The organism is Paenibacillus sp. FSL H8-0048 (genome assembly GCF_038002825.1).
In the GTDB taxonomy this organism is placed as follows: domain Bacteria; phylum Bacillota; class Bacilli; order Paenibacillales; family Paenibacillaceae; genus Paenibacillus_AQ.
Genome location: NZ_JBBODF010000001.1, coordinates 5435678 through 5461355, shown reverse-complemented (window position 1 = coordinate 5461355; position 25678 = coordinate 5435678). Strand labels below are relative to the sequence as shown.

The 25678-nt window shown below is 51.9% G+C and carries 24 protein-coding genes, 14 tRNA genes and 4 rRNA genes; 3 read left to right on the top strand and 39 right to left on the bottom strand.

Going from position 1 to position 25678, the window contains the following annotated elements:
- Positions 1-11: 11 nt before the first annotated feature.
- From NSU18_RS23605 to NSU18_RS23525, 17 genes are all read right to left on the bottom strand, one after another.
- Positions 12-1850, bottom strand: coding sequence for a hypothetical protein (locus NSU18_RS23605; RefSeq protein ID WP_341150191.1), 1839 nt, complete (start codon positions 1848-1850; stop codon positions 12-14).
- Between the two features lie 11 nt (positions 1851-1861).
- Positions 1862-2473 carry a putative phage tail protein gene (locus NSU18_RS23600; RefSeq protein WP_341016434.1) on the bottom strand — a complete coding sequence of 204 codons (612 nt, stop codon included), beginning with the start codon at positions 2471-2473 and terminating at the stop codon, positions 1862-1864.
- A gap of 2 nt (positions 2474-2475) precedes the next feature.
- Positions 2476-2811, bottom strand: a complete 336-nt coding sequence (locus NSU18_RS23595; protein ID WP_081751111.1) for a hyaluronate lyase N-terminal domain-containing protein — start codon at positions 2809-2811, stop codon at positions 2476-2478.
- A gap of 12 nt (positions 2812-2823) precedes the next feature.
- Positions 2824-3846 (bottom strand): DUF2793 domain-containing protein, encoded by a 1023-nt coding sequence (locus NSU18_RS23590; protein WP_341016433.1) that lies wholly within the window; start codon positions 3844-3846, stop codon positions 2824-2826.
- Position 3847: 1 nt separating this feature from the next.
- A complete protein-coding gene (locus NSU18_RS23585; protein WP_209879667.1) occupies positions 3848-4261 on the bottom strand; it encodes a phosphoglucomutase in 414 nt (137 codons plus the stop codon).
- A 1-nt stretch (position 4262) separates the two neighbouring features.
- Complete coding sequence (locus NSU18_RS23580; RefSeq protein WP_341150190.1) at positions 4263-5321, bottom strand: baseplate J/gp47 family protein; 1059 nt, start codon at positions 5319-5321, stop codon at positions 4263-4265.
- Positions 5314-5778, bottom strand: coding sequence for a DUF2634 domain-containing protein (locus tag NSU18_RS23575; RefSeq protein ID WP_341150189.1), 465 nt, complete (start codon positions 5776-5778; stop codon positions 5314-5316). The genes NSU18_RS23580 and NSU18_RS23575 overlap by 8 nt, the downstream gene beginning before the upstream one ends.
- The gene (locus tag NSU18_RS23570; protein WP_341016428.1) at positions 5775-6068 is read right to left on the bottom strand and encodes a DUF2577 domain-containing protein; all 294 of its coding nucleotides are present in this window, start codon (positions 6066-6068) and stop codon (positions 5775-5777) included. Before NSU18_RS23570 ends, NSU18_RS23575 begins: the two co-directional genes overlap by 4 nt.
- Positions 6069-6073: 5 nt before the next feature.
- The gene (locus tag NSU18_RS23565) at positions 6074-7036 is read right to left on the bottom strand and encodes an XkdQ/YqbQ family protein (protein WP_341150188.1); all 963 of its coding nucleotides are present in this window, start codon (positions 7034-7036) and stop codon (positions 6074-6076) included.
- A gap of 12 nt (positions 7037-7048) precedes the next feature.
- Entirely contained in the window at positions 7049-7795 is a 747-nt protein-coding gene (locus tag NSU18_RS23560; RefSeq protein WP_341150187.1) for a LysM peptidoglycan-binding domain-containing protein, read from the bottom strand.
- Position 7796: 1 nt separating this feature from the next.
- Positions 7797-9629 (bottom strand): hypothetical protein, encoded by a 1833-nt coding sequence (locus NSU18_RS23555; RefSeq protein ID WP_341150186.1) that lies wholly within the window; start codon positions 9627-9629, stop codon positions 7797-7799.
- A 192-nt stretch (positions 9630-9821) separates the two neighbouring features.
- On the bottom strand, positions 9822-10244 hold the full coding sequence (locus tag NSU18_RS23550) for a phage tail assembly chaperone (protein ID WP_341016423.1): 423 nt from the start codon (positions 10242-10244) through the stop codon (positions 9822-9824).
- Positions 10245-10392: 148 nt separating this feature from the next.
- Entirely contained in the window at positions 10393-10863 is a 471-nt protein-coding gene (locus tag NSU18_RS23545) for a phage tail tube protein (protein WP_340937760.1), read from the bottom strand.
- A gap of 1 nt (position 10864) precedes the next feature.
- On the bottom strand, positions 10865-12187 hold the full coding sequence (locus tag NSU18_RS23540) for a phage tail sheath family protein (RefSeq protein ID WP_341150185.1): 1323 nt from the start codon (positions 12185-12187) through the stop codon (positions 10865-10867).
- Positions 12187-12393, bottom strand: a complete 207-nt coding sequence (locus tag NSU18_RS23535) for a hypothetical protein (RefSeq protein WP_341016421.1) — start codon at positions 12391-12393, stop codon at positions 12187-12189. The genes NSU18_RS23540 and NSU18_RS23535 overlap by 1 nt, the downstream gene beginning before the upstream one ends.
- Positions 12390-12812: a phage tail terminator family protein gene (locus NSU18_RS23530; RefSeq protein ID WP_341150184.1), complete on the bottom strand. Its 423-nt coding sequence runs from the start codon at positions 12810-12812 to the stop codon at positions 12390-12392. Before NSU18_RS23530 ends, NSU18_RS23535 begins: the two co-directional genes overlap by 4 nt.
- 467 nt (positions 12813-13279) lie before the next feature.
- A complete protein-coding gene (locus NSU18_RS23525) occupies positions 13280-13768 on the bottom strand; it encodes an ArpU family phage packaging/lysis transcriptional regulator (protein WP_445321871.1) in 489 nt (162 codons plus the stop codon).
- Between the two features lie 301 nt (positions 13769-14069).
- Here NSU18_RS23525 and NSU18_RS23520 point away from each other — a divergent pair, with 301 nt between their 5' ends.
- Together NSU18_RS23520 and NSU18_RS23515 are read left to right on the top strand one after the other, a co-directional pair.
- Positions 14070-14510 carry a helix-turn-helix domain-containing protein gene (locus tag NSU18_RS23520; RefSeq protein ID WP_341016418.1) on the top strand — a complete coding sequence of 147 codons (441 nt, stop codon included), beginning with the start codon at positions 14070-14072 and terminating at the stop codon, positions 14508-14510.
- 45 nt (positions 14511-14555) lie between these two features.
- Entirely contained in the window at positions 14556-14969 is a 414-nt protein-coding gene (locus NSU18_RS23515; RefSeq protein ID WP_036696270.1) for an ImmA/IrrE family metallo-endopeptidase, read from the top strand.
- 79 nt (positions 14970-15048) lie between these two features.
- Here NSU18_RS23515 and NSU18_RS23510 read toward each other — a convergent pair.
- From NSU18_RS23510 to NSU18_RS23415, 20 genes are all read right to left on the bottom strand, one after another.
- Positions 15049-15122, bottom strand: a tRNA-Pro gene (locus NSU18_RS23510).
- A 17-nt stretch (positions 15123-15139) separates the two neighbouring features.
- Positions 15140-15213: transfer RNA gene (locus NSU18_RS23505), tRNA-Gly, on the bottom strand.
- Positions 15214-15230: 17 nt separating this feature from the next.
- A tRNA-Pro gene (locus NSU18_RS23500) sits at positions 15231-15304 on the bottom strand.
- A gap of 144 nt (positions 15305-15448) precedes the next feature.
- Positions 15449-15525, bottom strand: a tRNA-Arg gene (locus tag NSU18_RS23495).
- Between the two features lie 9 nt (positions 15526-15534).
- Positions 15535-15609: transfer RNA gene (locus tag NSU18_RS23490), tRNA-Gly, on the bottom strand.
- A 7-nt stretch (positions 15610-15616) separates the two neighbouring features.
- Positions 15617-15700, bottom strand: a tRNA-Leu gene (locus NSU18_RS23485).
- 15 nt (positions 15701-15715) lie between these two features.
- Positions 15716-15788: transfer RNA gene (locus NSU18_RS23480), tRNA-Lys, on the bottom strand.
- 5 nt (positions 15789-15793) lie between these two features.
- Positions 15794-15867 (bottom strand) — tRNA-Gln (locus NSU18_RS23475).
- A gap of 53 nt (positions 15868-15920) precedes the next feature.
- A tRNA-Val gene (locus tag NSU18_RS23470) sits at positions 15921-15996 on the bottom strand.
- A 36-nt stretch (positions 15997-16032) separates the two neighbouring features.
- Positions 16033-16107 (bottom strand) — tRNA-Glu (locus NSU18_RS23465).
- A gap of 12 nt (positions 16108-16119) precedes the next feature.
- Positions 16120-16195: transfer RNA gene (locus tag NSU18_RS23460), tRNA-Thr, on the bottom strand.
- 1 nt (position 16196) lies between these two features.
- Positions 16197-16272: transfer RNA gene (locus tag NSU18_RS23455), tRNA-Asn, on the bottom strand.
- A gap of 9 nt (positions 16273-16281) precedes the next feature.
- Positions 16282-16398: ribosomal RNA gene (rrf, locus tag NSU18_RS23450) — 5S ribosomal RNA — on the bottom strand.
- A gap of 77 nt (positions 16399-16475) precedes the next feature.
- Positions 16476-19404 (bottom strand): 23S ribosomal RNA (locus NSU18_RS23445).
- Positions 19405-19608: 204 nt separating this feature from the next.
- Positions 19609-19684: transfer RNA gene (locus tag NSU18_RS23440), tRNA-Ala, on the bottom strand.
- Between the two features lie 95 nt (positions 19685-19779).
- Positions 19780-19856: transfer RNA gene (locus NSU18_RS23435), tRNA-Ile, on the bottom strand.
- A gap of 47 nt (positions 19857-19903) precedes the next feature.
- A 5S ribosomal RNA gene (gene rrf, locus NSU18_RS23430) occupies positions 19904-20020 on the bottom strand.
- A gap of 124 nt (positions 20021-20144) precedes the next feature.
- Positions 20145-21705, bottom strand: a 16S ribosomal RNA gene (locus NSU18_RS23425).
- The 16S, 23S and 5S rRNA genes sit together here with 14 tRNA genes alongside, the layout of an rRNA operon.
- 346 nt (positions 21706-22051) lie before the next feature.
- Positions 22052-22282 carry a hypothetical protein gene (locus NSU18_RS23420; RefSeq protein ID WP_036692450.1) on the bottom strand — a complete coding sequence of 77 codons (231 nt, stop codon included), beginning with the start codon at positions 22280-22282 and terminating at the stop codon, positions 22052-22054.
- Positions 22283-22518: 236 nt separating this feature from the next.
- Positions 22519-23073, bottom strand: a complete 555-nt coding sequence (locus tag NSU18_RS23415) for a stage II sporulation protein M (protein WP_341150183.1) — start codon at positions 23071-23073, stop codon at positions 22519-22521.
- A 190-nt stretch (positions 23074-23263) separates the two neighbouring features.
- On the opposite strand from NSU18_RS23415, the gene pdaB reads away from it, so the two are divergent.
- Positions 23264-24067 carry a polysaccharide deacetylase family sporulation protein PdaB gene (pdaB, locus tag NSU18_RS23410; protein ID WP_341150182.1) on the top strand — a complete coding sequence of 268 codons (804 nt, stop codon included), beginning with the start codon at positions 23264-23266 and terminating at the stop codon, positions 24065-24067.
- 21 nt (positions 24068-24088) lie between these two features.
- Here the strand turns inward: pdaB and NSU18_RS23405 are convergent, their stop codons facing one another.
- Positions 24089-24910: a PPK2 family polyphosphate kinase gene (locus tag NSU18_RS23405; RefSeq protein WP_341150181.1), complete on the bottom strand. Its 822-nt coding sequence runs from the start codon at positions 24908-24910 to the stop codon at positions 24089-24091.
- 133 nt (positions 24911-25043) lie between these two features.
- Positions 25044-25634 (bottom strand): KinB-signaling pathway activation protein, encoded by a 591-nt coding sequence (locus NSU18_RS23400; protein ID WP_341151089.1) that lies wholly within the window; start codon positions 25632-25634, stop codon positions 25044-25046.
- Positions 25635-25678: the final 44 nt, after the last annotated feature.

Genomic DNA, 25678 nt, shown 5'->3' with positions numbered 1-25678 from the left:
GTCATACCTCCTTATGCAATTTGTGTAACTGAAAAGTCGTTAAAAACACCGACGCCGCCTTGTGTGACCATATATGCATCTGCGTAAGCGTACATCTCTACATAATCCCCAGCACTTAGATATACAGTTCTTGTGCCTTGTGTGTATATGTTTCCAGTCGCTCCAGATTTATTATAGGAACCCATGTCTAACTGTCTCGTTCCGTTGATCCATGCGCTTAGAACAAGAGAGGCGGAGGCAGGGGCGAAAGAGTCTGTAATTACGCCGCCTGTGATTAAATACAGTCCGGACTTCTTCGCGGTAAATCTATTCAGCCCGACACTAAAATTGCTCTGGTAATCATAGTACGTAGCATTAAATTGTAGTTTAGTAAATGCCCCCCCTGTTAACCCGTGTCCAGTCCCTATATATGCTCTCGTGACGGGCCTACTTGCAAGTGTATTATCTCCCCATGGGTTGAGCACCTCTGAATTTACAATCCCTCCCGCTCCGGCATAATTTCCATTTATAGAAGTTGCCTGAGTGCCTGCATACGATATGTGACCAGCCAAATCTGCTACATACCCGTGTGTATTCCCTGTGCCACTGAAATTTTCAGCATAGGCTTTCCCGCCATTAACGGCGCTCACAACCCTCCCTTTATTAGAAATCACACAAGCTGTTAATCGTGCAGTTGCTAAATTTAGCACAATACCAGATTGATTCGTCGCGCTTACAGTAGATATTACTTGATTCACGACTGCTGCAGTAGAAGAACGAATGCTCACCGCTTCAACCGTTGTTGCAGTACAAGTAAAACCGTCAATCGTCGTGACAATCGTACAGTTAACAATCTCAACCCTCTGCACAAATCTGCTTGCAGCGATCCCGATAACACTCAGTGCACCTTCTCCGCCAAATCCTTTTAGTGAAATTGTTTCTGGGTATGTTCCCGGTCCTACATAAACATTAACTGTATGATTGATTGTTTTCGGCAGGACGCTATAAGCTTTTGCCCATGTCTTAAACGCTCCGCCCGCCGTATCTGCCGTTCCCGTATTCCCATCATTCCCATCCGTCCGGACATAGTAGGTAATATCAGCCGTAGTCTGATTCGGGACGTTTGGAGATTTCACACCACCCGGGATCGTCCATACCTTAGAAGCAGCGTCAACTTGAGCTACGGCGTATGCATCCGTTTCATTTACGATGGCGAAATCTCCGCCGTTATATGAATACAAGGAATATCTTTTCCCGGTCGATGGGGTCGTGTTCTTGATTTGCAATGCAGCATTAAATGTAACCCCCTCAATAGAAAGAGCTGGGGATGTGTTCATACCAGCCGTAGAAATGATTTTTTGGTTATTTGTGAACGTGTTATTACTATTCAGTTGGGGGCGGTTATCTAGCTGAGCCTGTACATTACCAGTCACCCCATCCAAATACCCAAACTCCGCATTCGACACCACACCCGTTCCGATCTTGCTGGCATCAATCCCGGCGGCTGCATTAACATCCGCATTAACAATCACTCCAGGAGAAATTGCCGTTACACCATCCGAAGAACTGGTTACATCCCCGGTATGATTGGGATGCACATAATTATTAGCCCCCTGCGCCACCCCATCCAGCTTCGACTTATCCGCTGCGGCCATCAATCCCGCTGCGGTCGTGGTGGCAACCGCCGTAGACGCCTTCGCATTCCATGCGCTGCGCTCAGCCGCCGTAATATGCTTAACCGTATCAGCGGCATGATCCTGCGCGGCCTTGACGGCGGTATCCAGAATATCCATATTGCCGTTCAGGTCGGTGATATCTACAATGTCTGTACCATCGGGCTTTTTCAGCCCCAGATTACCCGTTGTTTTCATCGCTCACACTCCTATTCATATACTCTTAGTTCGTTCCAGGTCTTGCTGTGCGCAGCGTTCCAGGTGAGGGACTTCAAGGAGTCCCACCAGGTGTAGCTGTATACGAAGCTATAGTCCAGATGAGCCGGCTTAATCTCTTCCATGATCTGAATCAGACCCGCCATATTGGCCGGGATACCCAGCGTGCCGACGAAGCGCACCTCGAAGCTATACGCTCCGGGCACCTCGACTACCTCCACATCTCCCCCTGAAAAAGCAGACGCCGTCCGCCGGATCATCTCCGGTGTCGTCGTGCCGCTGCCCCGCAGCTTGGCCTTGATCATCTCGCGGCGGGTCGCGTAGGACTTGTTTGTATCTGTGTTCAACCCCAGCATCCGCTCCCAGCGGGCCAGCCCCCATGTCGCCGACTCCAGCGTCTTCTGATCGTCACTGTCTGCCATGGCGTAAGCCACTTCACCGCAGGCTCTACCTGCGCTGCCCTGTACTGCCTCCATCTCAGGCACGCCCTGATAATAATCAGGCAGGTATTTCATCAGATCGGGAGCGGTAATCTCCGGCCCTTCCCCTGTCACACCATCTGCCGAATACGCCGCAAGACCATAGATACTGTCTCCATAAGCCACAGCTACACCCCCTTCAGCTGATTCCAGGTCAGCGGACCCTTCGGCATATAATCATGGGTATGTGCAGCTGCCGGATAGACCGAAGGCTTGCCGTCCACCCCTGACCACGGAACCGTATCCGCAGCCTGGGCATAATCGACCTTGCCGTTGTTATTCGTGTCGTAGATGCTTTTTAGCATATCGCCTGTGCTTTGGCCTGCCGCCAGCAGCATATTGCTGCTGCCGCTGCCGATGAACAGCTTGCCGCTATCCGTGCAGTAGCCCAGCTCGCCTGCGGCCAGCGTACCCAGCGCACTTTCCAGGCCGCGGCGGATTTGAATCAATGTCTTCCGTGCCATGGTCACCGCCTCCTAGAATGTTCCGCCGTCGATAGTGCCTACCGTGAGCTGGTTGCCATTGGCCGAATCGTAAATGATGCTTGAGCCGTCGATATTGACCTCGATGCCCGTGGAGTTTACCAGAACTCCCTTACCCGGCTTGGCTGCAACACTCGTTGAGCCGACAATGATCCCGTTGCCTGCCCCGACGGTCAGCGTGACACTGTCCGCCTGCCCGCCGCCGGTAAGCCCATTCCCCGCCGTGATCGTCTGCAGCGCACCGCCCGTCCGCACCCAGGCGCTCCCGTTCCAGCTGTAGATTTTCTGCTCGTCGTCCACATAAGCCGTCCAGCCGACAGCCGGAACATAATAGGCCCAGCTACCTGAGGCATACTCCGCAATCTGGTTCGTTTTGCCTGCCCAGACGCCGGTTGCGCCGGAAGGAATGATATACCGGTCCGCTTCCGCGGGACTGGAGGGCGGAGCCGTCAGATGCTGATCCTTCACCGAAGCCTGCGGCTCAATATTATGCTTGGCCAGCTCGATTTCGTTTTTGATTTTTTGTGCGGACCACAGATCTGTAATCGTCGACCCGCCATCGTTGATCACCCTGTGCTTCGCGGCATCGTTAAGATGCGTTGCAATTTCTGCGGCGGTCTTCGTATTCGTGCCGTCCGACACTTTATTGGGATGCCCTGCTGTAAGATCTGCCTTAAGCACCTTGGCATACGTGGAGCCGTCAGCGATATCGTCCACCGTTCCGCTCACATCTGTTAATTTCTGCGCGTTAACCCGCCGCCAGGCGGTCCCGTCATCGAAATACAAATACCCGTTGTTATTCCCGCTGCTCACCACATACAGACGCCCCGCCGAGGCTGCCGCAGGACGCGAAGCTTCGGGACCGGATAAGGCCCGGCCCACCATGGAGTTAGACGAACCGTCTCCGATATAGACCTCCTTCGTATCTGTACAAAAGCCCATTTCGCCTGCCTTCAGCATCCCGTAAGTGGACAGCTCGGCCCGGGTACCGCGTTTGACCTGAATGGTCTGTGCCATATTACACCTCTCTTCTAAAAGATCCGCCGTCAATCAGACCGGCCTGTTTATAACGCTCCAGCTCACGCTGCGTAGCCGTAAGTCCGCCCTGCAACTGGTTCACATCATCCGCTTCGACGGTATCCCCCGGAGTCTCGTAAGTCACATAGACTTCGGGCACATCTGCATAGATGTTGATGAGCCGCCGCCAAGGGGCCTCGTCCGGGAAAGAGACCGAGTAATTCCGCACCTCTGTCCCGCTGAAGCGTGAGCCTGTGTACACGGCCAGCGTCTGATTGTTAATATTGTCGTGGGCCAGCAGTCCGCTGAATGCACCACCTGTAAGCCGAAGCTTCTCCTCTACAACATGACTGCCGCCATTTGCCTTTTTGTTCAGCTTATCCTGAAAGACATCAATCTGCTCCGGATATCCCATGCTACACCTCCAGTACGACATTGCCGAACAGCGGCACTTCTGTCTCCAACAGAGGAATGTTTGCCGTCCCGCCGTTCAGCTTCAGCCCGCTATAGTCCACTACGCCCTCCGTATTCAGCAGCAATGCGCCAATGACCGATTGACTGATATAGGTAGCGGCAAAAGCCTTCTCCTTACGATACTTCTCCAGGAGCGCGGTAAAAGCCTGAACAACCGGCTGCAGCGCATAGCCGGCCGCCAGCGTGACCTTCGCGGTCACGCTAATCGTCCGGCCTGTGGCCGATTCCACGGTCACCACCGCCCCCACCGGAGCCTGGCCCTCGCCAAGACCCGGCGCAGGATCAATGAACTGCTGCACCTGGGAGACCAGCAGCGGGGAGGCGGGCTGATGCTCCGCGTTCACAATGACCACCTTGACCGTCTTCGGGCCGGCCCACAGCGGGAAGACCCGCGCTCCCCCTACGCCCTGAATCTGCTGCGCCCACTCCATATAATGATATTTATTGCCGCTCGTTGCAGGCCGACGGGCCGAATCGAAGTACCGCTGCCGCAGCGCTTCATCCGTCTCCGCATCCGTGCCGGGAACCAGCAGGCCCGTAATCTCCCCCCGGGCCAGCCCCGGGATATAATCGACCGGCAGCAGCGCGCCTGAATACTGATTCCCCTCAGCCCCGGCCGTCTCGCTATCCAGGCGGTACGTCCCGGGAGCCAGCTTCTCCGCTGCACTATAATGAAGCAGTCCCAGGGAGAAACGGCTGCCCAGCGGAATGTCCAGAGGCTGTTCGCCGCTGGTATAGAACCTCGCGCCCAGCTGCGCTTTGCCTGCCGGATGACGCTTCAGTCCCGTCCAGGCAATGGCTCGTTCCAGATATTCGCCGTCCGCCGTATCCGGGAAGAACAGATTATTGCTGACCTCAAGCTCAAGATACATCTGGGCCATCTCAGCCGCTGCCGGCGCAAGCGCATCATAGATAATACTTCCCTCGCGCTTGTCCAGCCCCTCTGGAACCCGGTCCAGCATACGTTCCAGCAGAGCCTCGTACGTCTGATCCTCATACACTGGCCATCCCCTCCTTTCTAAGCTCCAAATCACCGTATATTGTGACAGCCGTACAGCTGAAGCTAACCTTATCTCCGTCAAAAAGAATCTCCACATCCTCAAGCGCCTGAATCCGCTCATCCTGGAGCAACGCATCGCTGATCAGGCGGCGCAGCTCAGGCCGGGCCAGCAGCCTGTCCTGACCCAGCACCAGCTTCCACTCCGTTCCGTAGTCAGTGCTATAGATCAGGTGCTCATAACGGTTGGTCTGCAGCACCTTGATTGCTGCCTGCTTCACCGCTTCAAGCCCGTCTACCCGCCCGCAGATCCGCCCGCGCTCCCAGTCCATCCGGTACGTCAGGCTCGGGGCATTCCCCGGAGCGGTCACATTTCCCTCCAGAGCTCCCGTCACCGGAGCGGTCACATTTCCCTCCAGAGCTCCCGTCACCGGACCGGATCTGCCTATCACCGGAATCATAGGTCCACCAGCCGATCGAGGACAATATAGCTCTGCCCGCCTTGCATCCGCACGAGCAGCACGCGGTCTCCCGCTTCAAGTCCACGGCGCAGCAGGATCTCCCGGCCTTCGATCTCGGCCTTGCTCTCCATCACGGATTCAACCACAACCAGTGCGGCTCCCGTCAGCAGCAGCCGCTGCTCCACCTGAATCTGGAGCGGCTGTGCCAGAACCACCGTCCCATAAGAAAAAGCCACCGGATTCGTATTCGATACGGCCCCGAGGCTTGCCTGTTTAATAATATCGAGCATGTTGTCTACACCACCTTAATGTCTAGGGACATCGTATGCTCCCCTCCGGAAATTTTATGGCTGCATTGATCCACCAGGAACAGCTGGGTCTGGAATTCATCCAGCAGCACATAAATGAAGTTCCCCGCCCTCACCCGTATATCGCCAATAGCCTGCACGGAGAGACTGACCTTCTCGCGGTTATGCTGCTTGAGCAGATTGCCTGCCTTTTCCTGAATCTGCGCAGCATTTGCATTATCGTCCGCCTTCTGGTAGAGATGCAGGATCCCCCAGCGCTTTACATTTTCTTTATCTGTGACCGGATAGAACTCGCGTTTGCCGGTCTTTTCGTTGTCCTGATAGAGCAGAATCGTATTGTACGTATTATCGTCGATGCTTTTTTTCAGCGAATAATCATACAGGTAATGGCCTGCCCCCAGAATCACCTTCAGCAGCATGGACTGCGGACTGCGCAGCGTCAGCTTGCCGAAATCATCATAGAACGCCATCAGCTGGCCCTTATACTGCAGCTCACTGCCGACCGCACCCATAATAATATCGAGCAGCTTCTTGCCGTCTTCGATCAGCGAGGGAATCTTGTACTCCGCCGGTTCCAGTAATCCAAGCCGCAAGCCGCGGTCTTTGGCAATGGTGCTGATGACCTCAGCCGCAGTAACATCCTGAAGCACATAACTGCCATTGCCCAGCAGATAGCGGATCTGATCGTACGCCGTCAGCTTGATCTCCTGATTTGCACCCGTGTCGATGCTGAAAACGAAGCCGTAGAATACATCGACCCCGTCTCTGCGGAACTGCACTATATCCCCGTTGCTGATCGCGAATTTCTTATGCTGATATATCCCGCTGTCCACCAGCGTAAGCTCAAGCGTCGCAGGCTTGCCGGTCCGGGTTGTTTTCCACGTGATATCTGTAACGATTCCGGCAATATTCCAGATGGCGCCTTCCTTATTAATTATGATTAATTCCATCGCCATGGCCTCCTAAGACAGCTTGATCACTCGGCCAATTTTGAGCTTCTTCAGTTCGCTGTCCGAGATATTGTTCAGCTTTTGCAGCGTTTTGAATTTACTGCCGTCACCGAGCAGCTTTTGGGCCACCGACCAGAGCGTATCCCCGGTTTTGAGCGTATAGGTAGCAGGCACTGCCTTCTCGCTTGCCCGTTTCTGCTGCTTCTTCACTTCACCGGTGCTGCCAACCTTCACGGCTAACGCCTGATAGAACACATACTTTTTGAGTCCAAGTGTATAATCGATATCCCCCGAGGACCCCGCACTGAGCTTCCAGGAGAAGTTCTCAATGCTGACCGCCATATTAATGCCAATATCCCCGGTAAAAGTCTGCTGCGCCTGCGCCCTGGCCTGCTTCAGCCAATCTGGAGTCTGCGTATTCTGCACGTTCGCCGACTTCAGCCCTGAGAAAACAAACCGGACCGGCCTGCGGCTGAGCATCCATTTGCGGATCAGCTCTACATATTCATAGGGCTTCAGCAGCTTACCGGCATTCTCGCCGGAATACACCACGAACGGATAATACTGTGCCGGGAACATACTCTCAATCGTAATCTCCGTCAGCTTCGGATAAGCAATCGCATTAATTTCACCAAAATCCACAATCGTATAGCTTTTGCCATCGCTGTTCTCCTTGATCTCCAGCGTCTCAGGATTCACCGGAAGCCGGATCACCTCTTCATAATTATTGAAGCTAAGATAGAATCCATACTCCTCCATGTTACGTGTACACCCCCTGCGCCGTAGAGACGAACTCCTCTTTCAGCTTTTGCCCGATCTTCGTGATGATGGAGTCGATATCGCCGGAATTATTAATATTTCCTGTTGTTACCTGAACCGTTGGCGTCAACTCGACAAAATTCTGAATCGACTGAATCTCCGCCAGCTCCCGCAGCATATCCAGATCATCGCTGGAGATATCGACCTTTTCATTGATCTTGCCTACCTCGCCTACCTTGTTGACGTTGTTCATGTTTGTGGCAGCGGCCTGGGCAGGATTTGAAGAAGGAGCATCCTTGGGCTTGACCGGCTCCAGCTTGGTATCAAATTTATTAAGGAGATTTTTTGTTTTCCCAGCATATTCCACCACACTCTTGGAGGTATCTACGAATTCCTTCTTCGGAGTATTGTATACATCCTTAGTCGATTTAGGTTCTACCAGCGTCCCTTGAACATTCTTGATCATATCACTGAAGACATGCGGGTTCTCCGGATCCAGGAAGTTAGGCTTGAAATCGGCCAAGAATTCAAAGCCCGGAACTTTGCTTAACCACCCTGCCAGCATTTGAACTCCTCTAAGCACGAAGTTAATACCCTCGGCTATGGCTTTGACGAACCCGCCTGCAAAGCTTTCAACGCCTAATGCCATTTGATACATGAAGCCAAGGAAGTTCGTAGCCAGGTCATAAAACAGCTTTTGCACCGCATACGTCGGATCAACAAACAAGTTACGGAAGAAGTCTGCAAAGGAAACAAAGTTATTGTACAGACCGATCACAAAATTCTCTATCGTTGCCCTCAGCCAGCCAAACGCTCCCCCGATAAAAGCCACTACCGCGTCTACGGATACCCCCGCTTGCTGCAAAATATAAATAAGCAGGGCTACAGCAGCAACAATTAAAAGGATCGGCCACATGCCTACAAGCCACGCAGCAGCAAGACTATACAACTGCACAATCATCGCAGCTATGAAGACAATGGCAATGGCTGCAAGGATCGGCCCTACAACATCCCAGTTCTCCTGAAAGGCTGTGAACATATACATGATACCGTCCACCACTTCGCTAATCACCGTAGCAATGACCAAAAAGCCGTTCGCGATCAGATTTAGCGCCGTAGTCATTCCTTCAGACTGAAACGCATTGTTCAAGGTATCCAGAATCGGACGCAGCGCAACGATCGCTTTTTGCCCCATCATTTCAACTGCGTTATCCATGTTGCCCTGCAGCTTGCCCCATTTCGCCTTATCTTCGTCAGAAGCATTGGCTACTACTGCCTTGGTGCCCAGTTCTTTGACCTTATCAAATACGCTCCCAAGGTCCAGTGCTCCTAAGGAGTCCTTTGCTTTAGAGAGAAATCCGGGCTCCGCTGCCTTTTTCTCCTTCTCAGCCTTTTCTTTTTCCTTGTCTTCCGCCTTTTCCTTCTTCTTGTCCAAAATATACCCTACTGCTTTTTCACCCACGTAGGTGATTAACTCAAATCCGCTGACATCCAGAGCCTTCATTATTTTTTGGACTTTACCCATGAACCCGTTTTTGGCATCACGGACCTCGCCGTCATCTGGACCGTTATCATCCGCCCCTCCAGCAGAGTGGCGGAATCGTGACGAATCACCTTCCTCCGACAGTCGTCTGGCCGTATCCTGAGACTGCATGAACCCTTCCATGAAAGACTTGTTCTTCTCTTCATACACCCGCTCCAGGATCTGCTGCAGACCACTAAGCGAGTGGCTGGCCCGGTTAAAATTCTGGTTCAGCCTATCCCACTGTGAGTTTACATTTTGCCAGACGGTTAGTGCAGTTACGGGAACCAGCGTTGTACTTGTAATTTCCATTCTTTCACCCCCTTCATCTCTTCTTCCCCTTGCTCCGCGCGCGCTCCCGCTTCTCCTTGTCCACGCGTACGGAGATCATGGCATAGATCGCCGCGCGTTCGCGGACGGAGAGCTTCATCAGCTCATGCGGGAGAATATGCAGCTCATGGAGGGCGTAGTAGGCCAGATTAGCCTCACCATCGCCCTCGTTGATTAGTTTTTTACTTCATCCACCAGCTCGTTCATATCAGTGGCGAAGCCGTTCAGGGCCTGTACCCGTTCCCCAAGCGCAGCGAATTCTCCGGGCAGCAGCATTTTGCGCAGCAGCGATTCGGCACCCATCACCCCGTAGGAGCGTTGAAGCTCAGTGTTCTTCAGATCCGGGTGCACAATGCTTGCCGTCATCAGCTTCGCCATATATTCATTGGGATCGATGTCCGTAGTGTAGGTGCCGTTCTTTCCTTTGACCTTGCGGGTAGCTGCCTTACGGCATTCCTGGTTCTCTTCCTCATTCATACTGCGCAGCTTCCAGACGGCAGGGTTACCATCCTTGTCCTTGAACCGCAGCGAGACCGCGAATTCCTCTGTTGTATCACAAGCCGCATTTTGCGCAAAAAACAAACTTAATTCACTCATGTCGTACCTCCCGGATTATTATTATATTAGGGCAGCGAAGAGGCCCGCCGCAGCATACCGCCGCTCAGCGGCAATGGCTTCATGCGGGAGCCCCGGAGCCTATTCAGTCATCTATTCTTTTACAGCATGCGGATAGCCCGCTTATGCTTTATTGGCCGGAATTCGCCGGTGCCGCGAAGGGCTGCACCAGTTCCACATCCTCGAAGGTAAAAGCAACCTCTTCCTCCAGCGCATCTGACTCCGTATCCAGCGAAGCCATAATGACGCTGTCGAGATTGACATCCTTCAGCATGATGCGCTGGGCGCCCACAGTTGAGGAAGGATCTTCATTGGTCACGATAATGCTGAAGTATTGGTCAATCCCTGTCTTCATGTACTCCAGCATCATCTGGCGGAAACGGCTCGTCATATAGAAAATTGTCATCGTACCGCTGCCCGACCAGCCGGTCGCCTTATGCTGCACCCCGCGGCGTCCCAGCGTCTTCACTTCCGCCTTCTGCTTCTCAACCGTGGCTTCCAGGGTTTTCACATAGAACATCTCTTCCGTCTGTCCGTTAATCGTGGCATACGCCCGGCCTTCCTGGCCGGACAGCGTATCGCTGGCTCTCAAGAATGTCATCTTAGACCACCTTCACTTTCATATATACTTTTTCTACCGAATCTACCGGCTTCACTGCTACCTCCAGCACTACGCTGTCACTGTCCGCTCCAGGAGTCACCACAATGTCGCTCTGCGCATTGAAGTTTTCAATCGCCCCGAGGTTCTGCAGATCATTCATATAAGTGACGCACTGCGACCAGAAGAGCGCGCGCCCGTCCTCATTATTCGGCAATTTGCCAATGAAGTAGCTCTCAAAAATCCGCTTCAAATCTCCAGCGATCCCATCCAGCACACGCAGCACGCGGTTCTTGGAGAAGGCCTTGCCTTTGTCTGTAGAGAAAGAGGTGAACGTGTTAATGTCCTGCTCCACTACTGCCCGGCCTCCGCTATAGGTGAACAGCAGCTCTCCGTGTGTAAGTGCTTCTACAGTCTCGGAATGGCTGAAACGCACATCTGCGTCTACAGCATCGTCATAGGCCTGATAAGTCAGGGATTCGTTCACCGCAGCAGCGGCAGTAGCACCGGCAACCCAAGCCACGGCATGAGCCTTATCCACTACCGTTCCATCACTCAAAATGACGCCGTTCGCCACACTGATGATGCCTTCATGATCAGCCGTAGCGTAATCGGACAAGACCGCCTGCACCTTCTTGCCTTCCGTGTTACGCAGACGCTTCACATAGGCGCTATACAGCGACTTCAGCGTGTTATCCTGCGATACCAGACCTACCGTCTGGAAATCCTGAACCTCCAGTGCCGACAAGAACGCACTATGCTCCGCATTCGTGACCGTACCATTTGCCCCTCCTGCCAGCGGCAGTCCAGCACTCACTGTCAGCGCACCGGAATCATTCGGCTTAAATTCCACATAAGCGTTCGCAGCCAGACCGGCAGCAGCACTTACCGTTTGCTTGTCCACCTCACTACCATCAAGCAGCGTCCGGACATCGAACTTAGTAGCGTCATCGATATTTTTCTCAATCACTACCTTAAGCGCATTCCCGCGTTCCCCGCCATATAGCGCAGTCGCCTGAACTCCGTTATTGGTCACCGCAGCCTTCACACCCTGATTTAGACGGTAGAGCAGCAGTGTGCCCGCCCGCTTCAGCACCTCTCTCACCGGCAACAGCTCCGCAGCCGTCAGATCGTAGCCCAGCTTTTGCTGGAAATCATCCTGAGCCGTAAGCTTCAGAATGACACCCGCAGGCCCCCAAGGCAGTGCAAGCGCCAAAGCAGCCGTACCGCGTTCCCCCATTTTACCTGCCACAATGCCGTTCGAGGCCACATTTACGTATACCCCCGGACGCACCTTGTTTTGTGTTGTCCATGTTCCTCCAGCCATTAGATAACCTCCTTATTTAGATACAGCTCCATTAGATGCTTAGCCTCTTCCAAGGTATAGCTTCCGTCCTCTTGCAGAACTACCTCAAGTACATCCTTTTCCCGCGGTGCAAACAGAGCCGACTTCATCAGCTGCTTCTTTCCAAAAGCATCCGCTCCCCCGCTCCTGCGTCCCTGCTCACTTACTGTCATTTCCTTAGAACTCATTTCAGCCGCGCCCCTTCTGTGAAGTGTCCCATCAGCTCTGCTTCTTCCTCCGGCAGCTTCTGCTTCTGGAGATAGAGCATATAGTCCACGGTGAACAGCGCCCCCCGTCCCTCTGCTCCGGCCACCCAGGACTGGCGCACCACCCGATAAGCGGGATTCACACTTTCTCTTGCGTCCAGCGCCTCACAGAGCCCATCAGCTATAGCCTCTGCGTCCAGCAGACTTCCTTGCTCATAGCGGATACCGAAGCGGTAGACCGCCATGTATCTGCCTTCTCGCTGCCTGTCGTAGGTTGCCGAGAGCAGCTCCAGCCTGAAGTAGGCTGACTGCGGCTTATCCCCTTCCACATAGACAGGAATATCCGGGAAAAACTGCACCAGCGCAGCAGTAATATTTCCCCGTAGTTGCTCTACTGTCATGATTTCATTCCTCTCATGAATAGATGTGGTAATCCCTCCTGCCTTTCTTGAAGTCACCCGCGGATTCGATTCAGGAAGAATGGGACCCGTCTTGTACCCGGCAATGACCGAAGGAGCTTTCACCGCGCTGGTCTGTCAGCCTGTCTTAGGCTTCGAGGATGTGGAGCATTCATGCTCCTGCGGTGTCCTTCTGCTTCATTTGCCATGTTATAATCATAGCCCCCCTGAGACCTTACGCAGGCGCTATTACAGATGAGTTAACGATAACTTCCGGTGGTAAAAGGGATGGTAAATGGTGCTCCCCGCCTTAGCCCCGTCTCTCCTGCACGGCCTGCTTCAATGGAAGGATTCAATATGCGGGGGTCTGCCAGAACATATAAGCTCATGCAAAAAAGCCGCATCACCCCGGTGGGCAATACGGCCATGTTGATTACATATGGAAGCTGCATTTTGTGTACAAAGGATTTCTATCCCTTAGGCAGGTTCCCTACGGCCGGAGTCTTCCTGAGCGTAGCCAGAGACAACAGCTGCAGATCAGCGAGCGCCAGCGCCATCTTATAGAACGCCTTGGACCTGATTTTCACATAAGTATCCTTGCTCACCGGAGGATCGAACACATGATTGTAGATCGTGTAGTCATAGCTCTCCTCTCTGCGCATGTATCTCTCCCGTACCAGCTGCTGTTCCCTCTGGGTAAGCCGCTCTACAACTGAATCGATTAGCGCACAGTATGCCCGTCTTGCAGCAGGCACATCTACATTATGCGTGGCAATTGCTGCTGTCTGATCGGTAACCGTATGGGTCGCGCCATGGAAGCGTTCTGTGTAGGAATAAGTAATCCCAGCCTCCTTAGCCTCGAACGTTACAGATTTGAAAATCCGGTACTTCTCCAGCATATTCTCTATAGTGACCTGAGTCCGGCGGCGGTCAAGCTCAGGCAGCGAAGATAGAATCATCATCATTTATACCACTCCTTAGATGTTATACAGATTTAAGAACTTTGTTGCGGACCTTTCCAGCCAAATGTGTTAAAATTCTACTTGTTCGTATAGTGTTCGCTTTTTTTGATAATATACCACTTAACTCCCAATTCAGTAAAACCTCATTTTAGCCCGTTTTGGAGCATAAACAAGCTATATGCATGCCTATTCTTACCTTTTGGCAAGAATAGACTCTTTATTGTTTACCTATTGGCATAAATAGCTTATAGTAAGTACAACAGCTTTTTAGGTAATTAGGGATAAGGAGTGGTTATCGATGGCAGAGGAATTCGGATACTATCTGAGACAGCTTCGGGAAGGAAAGGGACTGACCATTAATCAGCTGGCAGCGCTTGCCGGTATCAGTGGAGCCCAAATCTCACGGATTGAGAATGGATTACGGGGTGTCCCCAAGCCGGCTACCCTGCGTAAGATTGCTGAAGCAACCGATGTGTCTTATGAGGAGCTGATGGCCCATGCCGGTTATTTAACCGAGACTGAGAGCACTACAGAGGGGGCTGTGCCTGCCTGGGCGACCAGCAAGGATAAGCGGGACTTCCGCCAAATGCTGGAGGATGACGGTGAGCTGATGTTTGACGGGATTCCCCTGAACAAGGAAGACAAACAGCGGATCAAGGACGTATTAACCGGCTTGTTCTGGGAGGCGAAGCAGATGAATAAGCGGACCAAGCCCAAGCCCCATCCAGGCAAAGAGTAAATACCAGGCAATCCAACTACTATTAACATGCTGCGGGTGAAGAATATGGATGAGCTAATCAAGCGTTTGGTCAAAAAATACAATACCAGCAGCCCCTTCGAACTGGCTGAAGCACTCGGGATTCACATCCGGTTCATGCATCTGGGTGACGGCACCAAGGGCCTCTATTACCGTAAGTTAAGAAGAAGGTTCATCGTCATTCATAATCAGCTACCGCTGGAGTGGCAACGGTTCGTATGCGCCCATGAACTCGCACATGACCGTCTGCACAAAGGGGTCAACCGTTTCTTTCTGGAGGAGAATTCTTACTTCTCGCCAGGCAAGCTGGAGCGGCAGGCTAACTTATTTGCGGTTAAGCTGCTATCGGTCGGTACTGCCATTGAGCAGGATGAATCCCTACAGAGCTATTATGCAAGGATCGGCATCCCGGCTGAGGTTGTCTTTTTTTTAGACGATTAGAGGAACATACGTTCCTTTAATGACATAACAAAAAACTCTTACCGCAGTAAGAGTTCATTGCCAGCCATAAGCTGTTCGATCGGGATGACACGATTTGAACATGCGACCCCCTGGTCCCAAACCAGGTGCTCTACCAAGCTGAGCTACATCCCGAAACTATTAGATTATTATGGAGCGGGTGATGGGAATCGAACCCACGCTATCAGCTTGGAAGGCTGAAGTTCTACCATTGAACTACACCCGCACAGGTGAAATGAAATATCGGGATGACACGATTTGAACATGCGACCCCCTGGTCCCAAACCAGGTGCTCTACCAAGCTGAGCTACATCCCGTTAATAATTAATGAAGTAGTAATGGCGCGCCCTGAGAGATACGGATGCTACGCATCCGATTGCGAAGTAATCCTATCGAAGCATATGCTCCAACGAACTCGTTCGAATCTGACGGACACTTAGATAATTCAAGGAAGCAATATATGGCGCGCCCTGAGAGATTCGAACTCCCGACCTTTTGATTCGTAGTCAAACGCTCTATCCAGCTGAGCTAAGGGCGCAAAAAATTTTGGAGCGGACGACGGGAATCGAACCCGCGACCCTCGCCTTGGCAAGGCGATGCTCTACCGCTGAGCCACGTCCGCAAATAAGTGGTGCGCGTGAAGGGACTTGAACCCCCACGTCTTACGACGCCAGATCCTAAGTCTGGTGCGTCTGCCATTCCGCCACACGCGCATAAATCAATAAAAGTGAGCCATGAAGGACTCGAACCTTCGACACCCTGATTAAAAGTCAGGTGCTCTACCAACTGAGCTAATGGCTCATATTTGGCAGGGGATATAGGATTCGAACCTATGATGACGGAGTCAGAGTCCGTTGCCTTACCACTTGGCGAATCCCCTACAATAGATACCTATATAATGCCCACAATCTCCCTCAAATATCAAGAACATTATGGTGGAGGCTGAGGGGTTCGAACCCCCGACCCTCTGCTTGTAAGGCAGATGCTCTCCCAGCTGAGCTAAGCCTCCATATGTATGGTGACTAATAAGGGTACTGATAAAAAATGGTGACCCGTATGGGATTCGAACCCATGTTACCTCCGTGAAAGGGAGGTGTCTTAACCCCTTGACCAACGGGCCTTAGTAAATTTGTGGAGCTCTCAACCGGATTCGAACCGGTGACCTCTTCCTTACCATGGAAGCACTCTACCTGCTGAGCTATGAGAGCATGGCTCCCCGAACAGGACTCGAACCTGTGACAACTCGATTAACAGTCGAGTGCTCTACCAACTGAGCTATCAGGGAATATTGTCCGCTTGGCAACGTCCTACTCTCCCAGGACCCTTCGGTCCAAGTACCATCGGCGCTGGAGGGCTTAACGGTCGTGTTCGGGATGGGTACGTGTGGAACCCCTCCGCTATCGCCACCAAACGGGCATTTACAACGTAAATGCTTCAGGAATTTGATTCCTGAAAACTGAATCCGAAACGAATTTGTGTGTTAGTCTTTTGGATAAGCCCTCGACCGATTAGTATTGGTCAGCTCCATGCATTGCTGCACTTCCACCTCCAACCTATCTACCTCGTCGTCTTCAAGGGGTCTTACATGTTGGGAAATCTCATCTTGAGGGGGGCTTCACGCTTAGATGCTTTCAGCGCTTATCCCGTCCGTACGTAGCTACTCAGCCATGCTCCTGGCGGAACAACTGATGCACCAGCGGTACGTCCATCCCGGTCCTCTCGTACTAAGGACAGCTCCTCTCAAATTTCCTGCGCCCACGACAGATAGGGACCGAACTGTCTCACGACGTTCTGAACCCAGCTCGCGTACCGCTTTAATGGGCGAACAGCCCAACCCTTGGGACCTACTTCAGCCCCAGGATGCGATGAGCCGACATCGAGGTGCCAAACCTCCCCGTCGATGTGGACTCTTGGGGGAGATAAGCCTGTTATCCCCAGGGTAGCTTTTATCCGTTGAGCGATGGCCCTTCCATGCGGTACCACCGGATCACTAAGTCCGACTTTCGTCCCTGCTCGACTTGTAGGTCTCGCAGTCAAGCTCCCTTATGCCTTTGCACTCTGCGAATGATTTCCAACCATTCTGAGGGAACCTTTGAACGCCTCCGTTACTCTTTAGGAGGCGACCGCCCCAGTCAAACTGCCCGCCTGACACGGTCCCCGTACCGGGTTACGGTACCAGGTTAGAACCTAGATACGATCAGGGTGGTATCCCAACGGCGCCTCCACAGAAGCTTGCGCTCCTGCTTCAACGGCTCCCACCTATCCTGTACAGATCGTACCCAAATTCAATATCAAGCTGCAGTAAAGCTCCATGGGGTCTTTCCGTCTTGTCGCGGGTAACCTGCATCTTCACAGGTATTAAAATTTCACCGGATCTCTCGTTGAGACAGCGCCCAAGTCGTTACGCCATTCGTGCGGGTCAGAATTTACCTGACAAGGAATTTCGCTACCTTAGGACCGTTATAGTTACGGCCGCCGTTTACTGGGGCTTCGGTTCACAGCTTCGGACTTGCGTCCTAACCGCTCCCCTTAACCTTCCAGCACCGGGCAGGCGTCAGCCCGTATACTTCGCCTTACGGCTTCGCACAGACCTGTGTTTTTGCTAAACAGTCGCTTGGGCCTTTTCACTGCGGCCCCCTCGGGCTATTCACCCTACCGAGGCACCCCTTCTCCCGAAGTTACGGGGTCATTTTGCCGAGTTCCTTAACGAGAGTTCTTCCGCGCGCCTTAGAATTCTCTTCTCGCCTACCTGTGTCGGTTTGCGGTACGGGCACCTTCTCCTGACTAGAGGCTTTTCTTGGCAGTGTGAGATCATGACCTTCGCTACTGTAATTTTCGCTCCCCATCACAGCCCAGCCTTCACGGTGTGCGGATTTGCCTGCACACCAGCCTCACTGCTTAGACGGACATCCATCAGTCCGCGTCACTACCCTCCTGCGTCACCCCATCGCTCATAGCGGATTACGGTGGTACAGTAATTTCAAACTGTTGTCCTTCGACTACGCCTGTCGGCCTCGCCTTAGGTCCCGACTTACCCTGAGCGGACGAGCCTTCCTCAGGAAACCTTGGGCTTTCGGCGGATCAGATTCTCACTGATCTTTTCGTTACTCATACCGGCATTCTCACTTGTATGCTGTCCAGCGCTCCTTACGGTACACCTTCAACCCACATACAACGCTCCCCTACCCCAGATGCAAAGCATCTAGCCATAGCTTCGGTGGTGTGTTTAGCCCCGTTACATTTTCGGCGCAGAGTCACTCGACCAGTGAGCTATTACGCACTCTTTCAATGGTGGCTGCTTCTAAGCCAACATCCTGGTTGTCTGTGCAACTCCACATCCTTTCCCACTTAACACACACTTGGGGACCTTAGCTGATGGTCTGGGCTGTTTCCCTTTTGACAATGGATCTTAGCACTCACTGTCTGACTCCCGGCAAGAAGTAAATGGCATTCGGAGTTTGACTGAGCTTGGTAACCCTTGCGGGCCCCGCACCCAATCAGTGCTCTACCTCCACCACTCCATTCACCGAGGCTAGCCCTAAAGCTATTTCGGGGAGAACCAGCTATCTCCGAGTTCGATTGGAATTTCTCCGCTACCCCCACCTCATCCCCGCATTTTTCAACATGCGTGGGTTCGGGCCTCCAGTGCGTGTTACCGCACCTTCACCCTGGACAGGGGTAGATCACACGGTTTCGGGTCTACGTCCACATACTCATTCGCCCTATTCAGACTCGCTTTCGCTGCGGCTCCGGCTTCTCACCTTAACCTTGCATGTTAAACGTAACTCGCCGGTTCATTCTACAAAAGGCACGCCATCATCCATAAAGAGGACTCTGACTTTTTGTAAGCACACGGTTTCAGGTTCTATTTCACTCCCCTTCCGGGGTGCTTTTCACCTTTCCCTCACGGTACTGTTTCACTATCGGTCGCCAGGTAGTATTTAGCCTTAGCAGATGGTCCTGCTGGATTCATACGGGGTTTCACGTGCCCCGCACTACTCGGGATCCGTCTCGGAGAGAATACCATTTCGGCTACAGGGCTTTTACCTCTATCGCGGGCCTTTCCAGACCTCTTCGCCTACCGTATTCCTTTGTAACTCCATGTGAGACGTCCCACAACCCCAAGAGGCAAGCCTCTTGGTTTAGGCTGTTCCGCGTTCGCTCGCCGCTACTGACGGAATCACTATTGTTTTCTCTTCCTCAGGGTACTTAGATGTTTCAGTTCCCCTGGTCTGCCTCTGCGTATCCTATGTATTCAGATACGAGTAACTGCGAATTACCACAGCTGGGTTTCCCCATTCGGACACCCCCGGATCAAAGCTTGCTTACAGCTCCCCGAGGCAGTTTCGTTGTTCGCCACGTCCTTCGTCGGCTCCTGGCGCCTAGGCATCCTCCGTGTGCTCTTAGTAGCTTAACCAATGTGTTTTCCGTTAGGAAAATCACGGTAGCAACTAATAACTATTTCAACTTGCTTCCACAAGTTTCAGCTAAAAGATGTTCTAAAACGCAAATTCGTTTCGGTATCCAGTTTTCAAGGATCAAGATGCTGTTATTATGAAACATTCACGACTGTGATGTTCGGAATAACAGACAATGTGCATATACTTTTGTAAAGAAGTTTTGGTGGAGCCAAGCGGGATCGAACCGCTGACCTCCTGCTTGCAAGGCAGGCGCTCTCCCAGCTGAGCTATGGCCCCATATAATACCCCAAAAAGTGAGGTGCAGCTTCGAGGTTAATTCCGATTACTTTTCGGGGACCCCGGTACTTGCTATTCAATTCCAAATTGTTATATGGTGGGCCTTGGTGGACTCGAACCACCGACCTCACCCTTATCAGAGGTGCGCTCTAACCAACTGAGCTAAAAGCCCATATAACAAAACTTACAGTAGTGAAGCAATCAATGAATTGATTGTTCGCTTGGCGGCGTCCTACTCTCCCAGGACCCTTCGGTCCAAGTACCATCGGCGCTGGAGGGCTTAACGGTCGTGTTCGGGATGGGTACGTGTGGAACCCCTCCGCTATCGCCACCAAACGCATACGAAAGAGACTTGCTCTTTCAAAACTGAACACGAGTGAGTGTCCGAACCCGAAGGTTCTATTGTGGAAGCTGAGCTTCCGATTTGAATGTTTCCGTTGCAGGAAACGATTCTCCATAGAAAGGAGGTGATCCAGCCGCACCTTCCGATACGGCTACCTTGTTACGACTTCACCCCAATCATCTACCCCACCTTCGGCGGCTGGCTCCCTTGCGGGTTACCCCACCGACTTCGGGTGTTGTAAACTCTCGTGGTGTGACGGGCGGTGTGTACAAGACCCGGGAACGTATTCACCGCGGCATGCTGATCCGCGATTACTAGCAATTCCGACTTCATGCAGGCGAGTTGCAGCCTGCAATCCGAACTGAGACCGGCTTTGCTGGGATTGGCTCCACCTCGCGGCTTCGCTTCCCGTTGTACCGGCCATTGTAGTACGTGTGTAGCCCAGGTCATAAGGGGCATGATGATTTGACGTCATCCCCACCTTCCTCCGGTTTGTCACCGGCAGTCACTCTAGAGTGCCCAGCTCAACCTGCTGGCAACTAAAGTCAAGGGTTGCGCTCGTTGCGGGACTTAACCCAACATCTCACGACACGAGCTGACGACAACCATGCACCACCTGTCTCAACTTTCCCCGAAGGGCACCTGATGCATCTCTGCTTCGTTAGTTGGATGTCAAGACCTGGTAAGGTTCTTCGCGTTGCTTCGAATTAAACCACATACTCCACTGCTTGTGCGGGTCCCCGTCAATTCCTTTGAGTTTCAGTCTTGCGACCGTACTCCCCAGGCGGAGTGCTTACTGTGTTAACTTCGGCACCAAGGGTATCGAAACCCCTAACACCTAGCACTCATCGTTTACGGCGTGGACTACCAGGGTATCTAATCCTGTTTGCTCCCCACGCTTTCGCGCCTCAGCGTCAGTTACAGCCCAGAAAGTCGCCTTCGCCACTGGTGTTCCTCCACATATCTACGCATTTCACCGCTACACGTGGAATTCCACTTTCCTCTTCTGTACTCAAGTCACCCAGTTTCCAGTGCGACCTCAGGTTGAGCCCAAGGTTTAAACACCAGACTTAAATAACCGCCTGCGCGCGCTTTACGCCCAATAATTCCGGACAACGCTTGCCCCCTACGTATTACCGCGGCTGCTGGCACGTAGTTAGCCGGGGCTTTCTTCTCAGGTACCGTCACTCCGGCAGCAGTTACTCTACCGGACGTTCTTCCCTGGCAACAGAGCTTTACGATCCGAAAACCTTCATCACTCACGCGGCGTTGCTCCGTCAGGCTTGCGCCCATTGCGGAAGATTCCCTACTGCTGCCTCCCGTAGGAGTCTGGGCCGTGTCTCAGTCCCAGTGTGGCCGTTCACCCTCTCAGGTCGGCTACGCATCGTCGCCTTGGTGGGCCGTTACCCCACCAACTAGCTAATGCGCCGCAGGCCCATCCCCAAGCAGCAGATTGCTCCGCCTTTCATTCTCTCCTCAGGAGAAGAAAGAAATTATCCGGTATTAGCTACCGTTTCCGGTAGTTATCCCAGCCTTGAGGGCAGGTTGCCTACGTGTTACTCACCCGTCCGCCGCTAAGTCTAAGAGGAAGCAAGCTCCCTCTCAAACTCCGCTCGACTTGCATGTATTAGGCACGCCGCCAGCGTTCGTCCTGAGCCAGGATCAAACTCTCCAAATTGGTATTTAGAAAGAGCGATTGCTCATTTTGAAACATCTGACGAGAATTTACATTCTCATTCTTGGATCTCACCGAGGTGATTTCCCACTCACTCGTTGTTCAGTTTTCAAAGATCAATGTCTCATTTTAGCTCTTCACCGCATCTCAGCGGCGACCTTCATAATATATCATAGTGTTTCGTTGTTTGGCAAGCTTTTTTTGAAAAAGTTATTTTTCATTATTTCTTGCCTGCGTCTTCTCTATAAACATTCAAAAGGAGCGCGAGATATAATGTATCATGTCGGCTCCCTTTTCGTCAAGCTATTTCATTCATTTTATTTATTCCGGTTAACATCCCACTCCAAACCTAGTGTTTGAACTGAGAAGAACGTCCGCCCCACGCGTACTTAGACAGCTCTTTCTGTGGAGCAAATCGTGCATACATACGGAAAACTGTTTTATATCGATTGGCAATTGCATGCCTAATGTTCTGATCTAAACGCTGGTCACTCATATCCAGAAGCATCTCATCCAGCTCTTTGCGCAACACATAGTCCAGCTCCTTGCATTCCTTCTCATTGAATAACATTCCGAGCATATGCTTGGCCTCCTTCATGAAATTCATAGTTATCCTAAACCATCAAACGCCGTTTCATTTCATTCAAAAAGCCATTTGATGCGGGAAGCTCTATTGAAGTGCTTACACTAAATTAACCGGAGTATTGAACCTATAACCATTATCATAAGAAAATTCCATTACTGGACTCTCTTTATTCAACCTGGCAGCAGATCCAAATGTTTCGGCTTTACTGTTATGCACAATTCCCCAGGATTTTATGATAAAAGCCAAAATGTAATTGTGCTCTCGATGATTGCTGCAACAAATAACAGAATCACGATCCAGATTGAGGCGGTGAAGGTCTGCCGCATAAAGGCCTGCCAGTTCACCGGCTCTCCCCCGCTCCGCTTCATCGCTCCAAAGAGTGCAGAGAGCACCTTACTGCCGAACTTCAGTCCAAAGGCGCAGGCAATGATGATGGCCGGAATCTCAATGATGCCGTGCGGCAGCAGTCCTTTTACAATCAGCGTGAACAGATCCTGTCCCTGTATCGCAGACAAATGAATCAGATAGCCGATAACTGCACCGTTGATGAGCAGGAAGAATGCCGGCAAGAGACCGAATAGGGCTCCCAGATAAATGATGACTACGCTTTTGATACTATTGTTCAGAAAAATGAATACAAAAAAGCTCCACTGCGGATTGGACGACTCTCTAAGATTCCCGCTAATCTTACTGATTCCCTTCAATTGCTCATTCAGCAGCTGCTGAAGACTTCCTGTACCGATCCAGCCCAAGATTCCCCCCGCTATGAATAGAATTGTGGCCATTAGGAGCGAGGTGCGAATCGTCCTTAGATCCTTGATAAATGTATTAAAAGATAACATGCCTACCTCCTGATTTAATTTCTGCCGGATTGCAATTCGTATGGATTGATTCATATCTGAGGTCATAAGCGCCCTGTACGAGCATACATTTAGAACAAACAAGCATTTCGCATGGGAGAGGAGCGCTGACATTATGAATTCTTTTTATGTATTTAGCGGCAAAAAGATCAAACGGTTCCTGTACATTTTTGCTGCTGCGCTTCTTACCGCCGGCGTTGTCTATGTGGAGAGGGGCAATATCACCGTATTCTCTGAAGCTGCCCCTTCTGCCATTTACAGTGTGCCGACGGAAAAGAAGCTGATCGCCTTAACCTTCGATATCAGTTGGGGAGAGAAACGGCCTGAGCCGATTCTGAAGGTGCTGGAAGACAAAAAGGTGGATAAAGCGACATTCTTCCTGTCCTCACCTTGGAGTAAAACCCATCCCGAAATCGTGACCAGCATCAAAGACGCCGGGTTCGAGATTGGCAGCCACGGTCACAAGCATGTGAACTACAGTACGTTAAGCAACGATGAAATTCGCACGCAGATTAGTACGGCCCATACAGTATTGACGGAGCTAACCGGTTCGCAGCCTAACCTGATTAGAATGCCTAACGGTGATTTTGACAAAAGAGTCCTGCAGGTGGCGACCGATCTAGGCTACAAAGTCATTCAATGGGACACGGACTCACTGGACTGGAAGAACATCGGTGTGGATAACATCGTTAACCGTGTTACGAGCAAAGCCCATCCCGGAGATATTGTGCTGCTGCATGCCAGCGACTCCTGCAAACAAACGCATGAAGCCCTGCCACAGATTATTGATAAGCTGCGCAGCCAGGGATATGAATTCGTAACCGTCTCGGAGCTGATCAGCCAAAGCAGTGCAAACGGCAAGGAAGTCCGCGATTCCGCCCTGCTGGATAATAGCCTGGAAGACGCTGCAGGAATGTAATTCCCTTACCTCTGCATGGCATCAGTGACGCGGTGAGATCAGCTGTGAGATATCAGGCGTCGGTGTATTCAGCTTCGGGTAGCTCAGGTCAAGCCCCTCCAGCGTTTTGACTACAATCTTGAGGGCCAGATAGTTGCGGTACCAGCGGTGATTCGCCGGAATCCAGTACCACGGAGCCTTATCTATACTGCTCTCCTGAAAAACATCCTCATATGCCTTTTGATAATCGTCCCAGTATTCGCGTTCCTGCAGATCACTGGCATCGAATTTCCAGTGCTTCGCCGGATCTTCAAGCCGCTCCTTAATCTTCTCCAGCTGCTTCTCCTTGGAGATATGCAGAAAGAGCTTAATGACCGTCGTTCCCTCTTCCGCCAGCATCTCCTCGAACTGGCGGATGTAGCGGAACCGCCGCTTGGCATCCTCCTTGCTAAGAGCGCCATGCACGCGGGGCACCAGCACATCCTCATAGTGCGAACGGTTGAAGGCGGCGATATAGCCTTTGGGCGGGGTCTTCATATGGACTCTCCACAGGAAATCGTGCGCTTCCTCCTCCAGTGAGGGCTTCTTGAAGCTGGTTACGATGAACCCTTGCGGATTGATGCCGGAGAAGATGTGTTTGACGGTTCCGTCCTTACCGCTTGAATCCATTCCTTGAAGGATAACCAGCAGCGAATGCTTTTTCTGTGCAAAAAGGATATCCTGCAACTTAACCAGCCGTTCCTTCAGCTTCTCCATTTTGGCTTCGGCTTCTTCTTTGGATTTGAAGTCTCCACGTTCATCAGGATCGAGGTCCTTCAGGCGTGTTTCACTTGTGTCTTTTATCATATAGCGCTTGATGTTCATATATTCCCTCCTCCACTCTGTTCTTTAAGATTAACCTCTTCATCTTCATTCTAACCGCTCTCTAAAGGCAATGCCAAAACCCCGTCTCCCTGGTTGTATACAGAGGGCGGGGTTGTGAGCATGAGTGCTATAGTCAGATTGCGGCAGGCTTCAGTACACGGTGCAGCATCAGAATCTGGAAGGCATTACAGGCGACCAGCGGTACAAGAATAAAGATGGTGGCGCTATCCACGCCGATCCGCAGCACGCCGATAATCTCCACTATAGTGATGGCTGTCATGAAGAAAAAGGTCGGGACCCAGGCCGACGCGTTCGTGCTGCGTATTTTGAGCCAGGATACAATAAGCGCAGTGAACAGAATAGCTACGCCCAGCGTCAAATCCGTCCGGGCGCTCTGGTCTCCGCCGACAAAGGTGCGCAGAAACATCAGCTCAAACAGCGCCAGCACGGCCAGCACCAGTTGTATGTAACGCCACGCCTTGCGCGGAAACACCCCGATGCCCGTGTAGTTGAGGATCAGATAAGCAAAAAATCCGAGCTGGGCGTATACGCTTACAAGCACTCCGTAGCCCAAAAGAATCAGGGAGTACAGGAGAAGATCGGCAGTGCCTTTAAACTCTATACCGCCATTCCCTATCTGCAGAGCAAGTCCAGCAATAACAGCCCCGCCCGCACCGATCAAAAGCGTGGTCCAGAACAAATAAAACCATTTTCTCAAGCTCAGCGCTTTCACCTCCCCGTGTCAGATTTATTTTACCAAGGTTACCG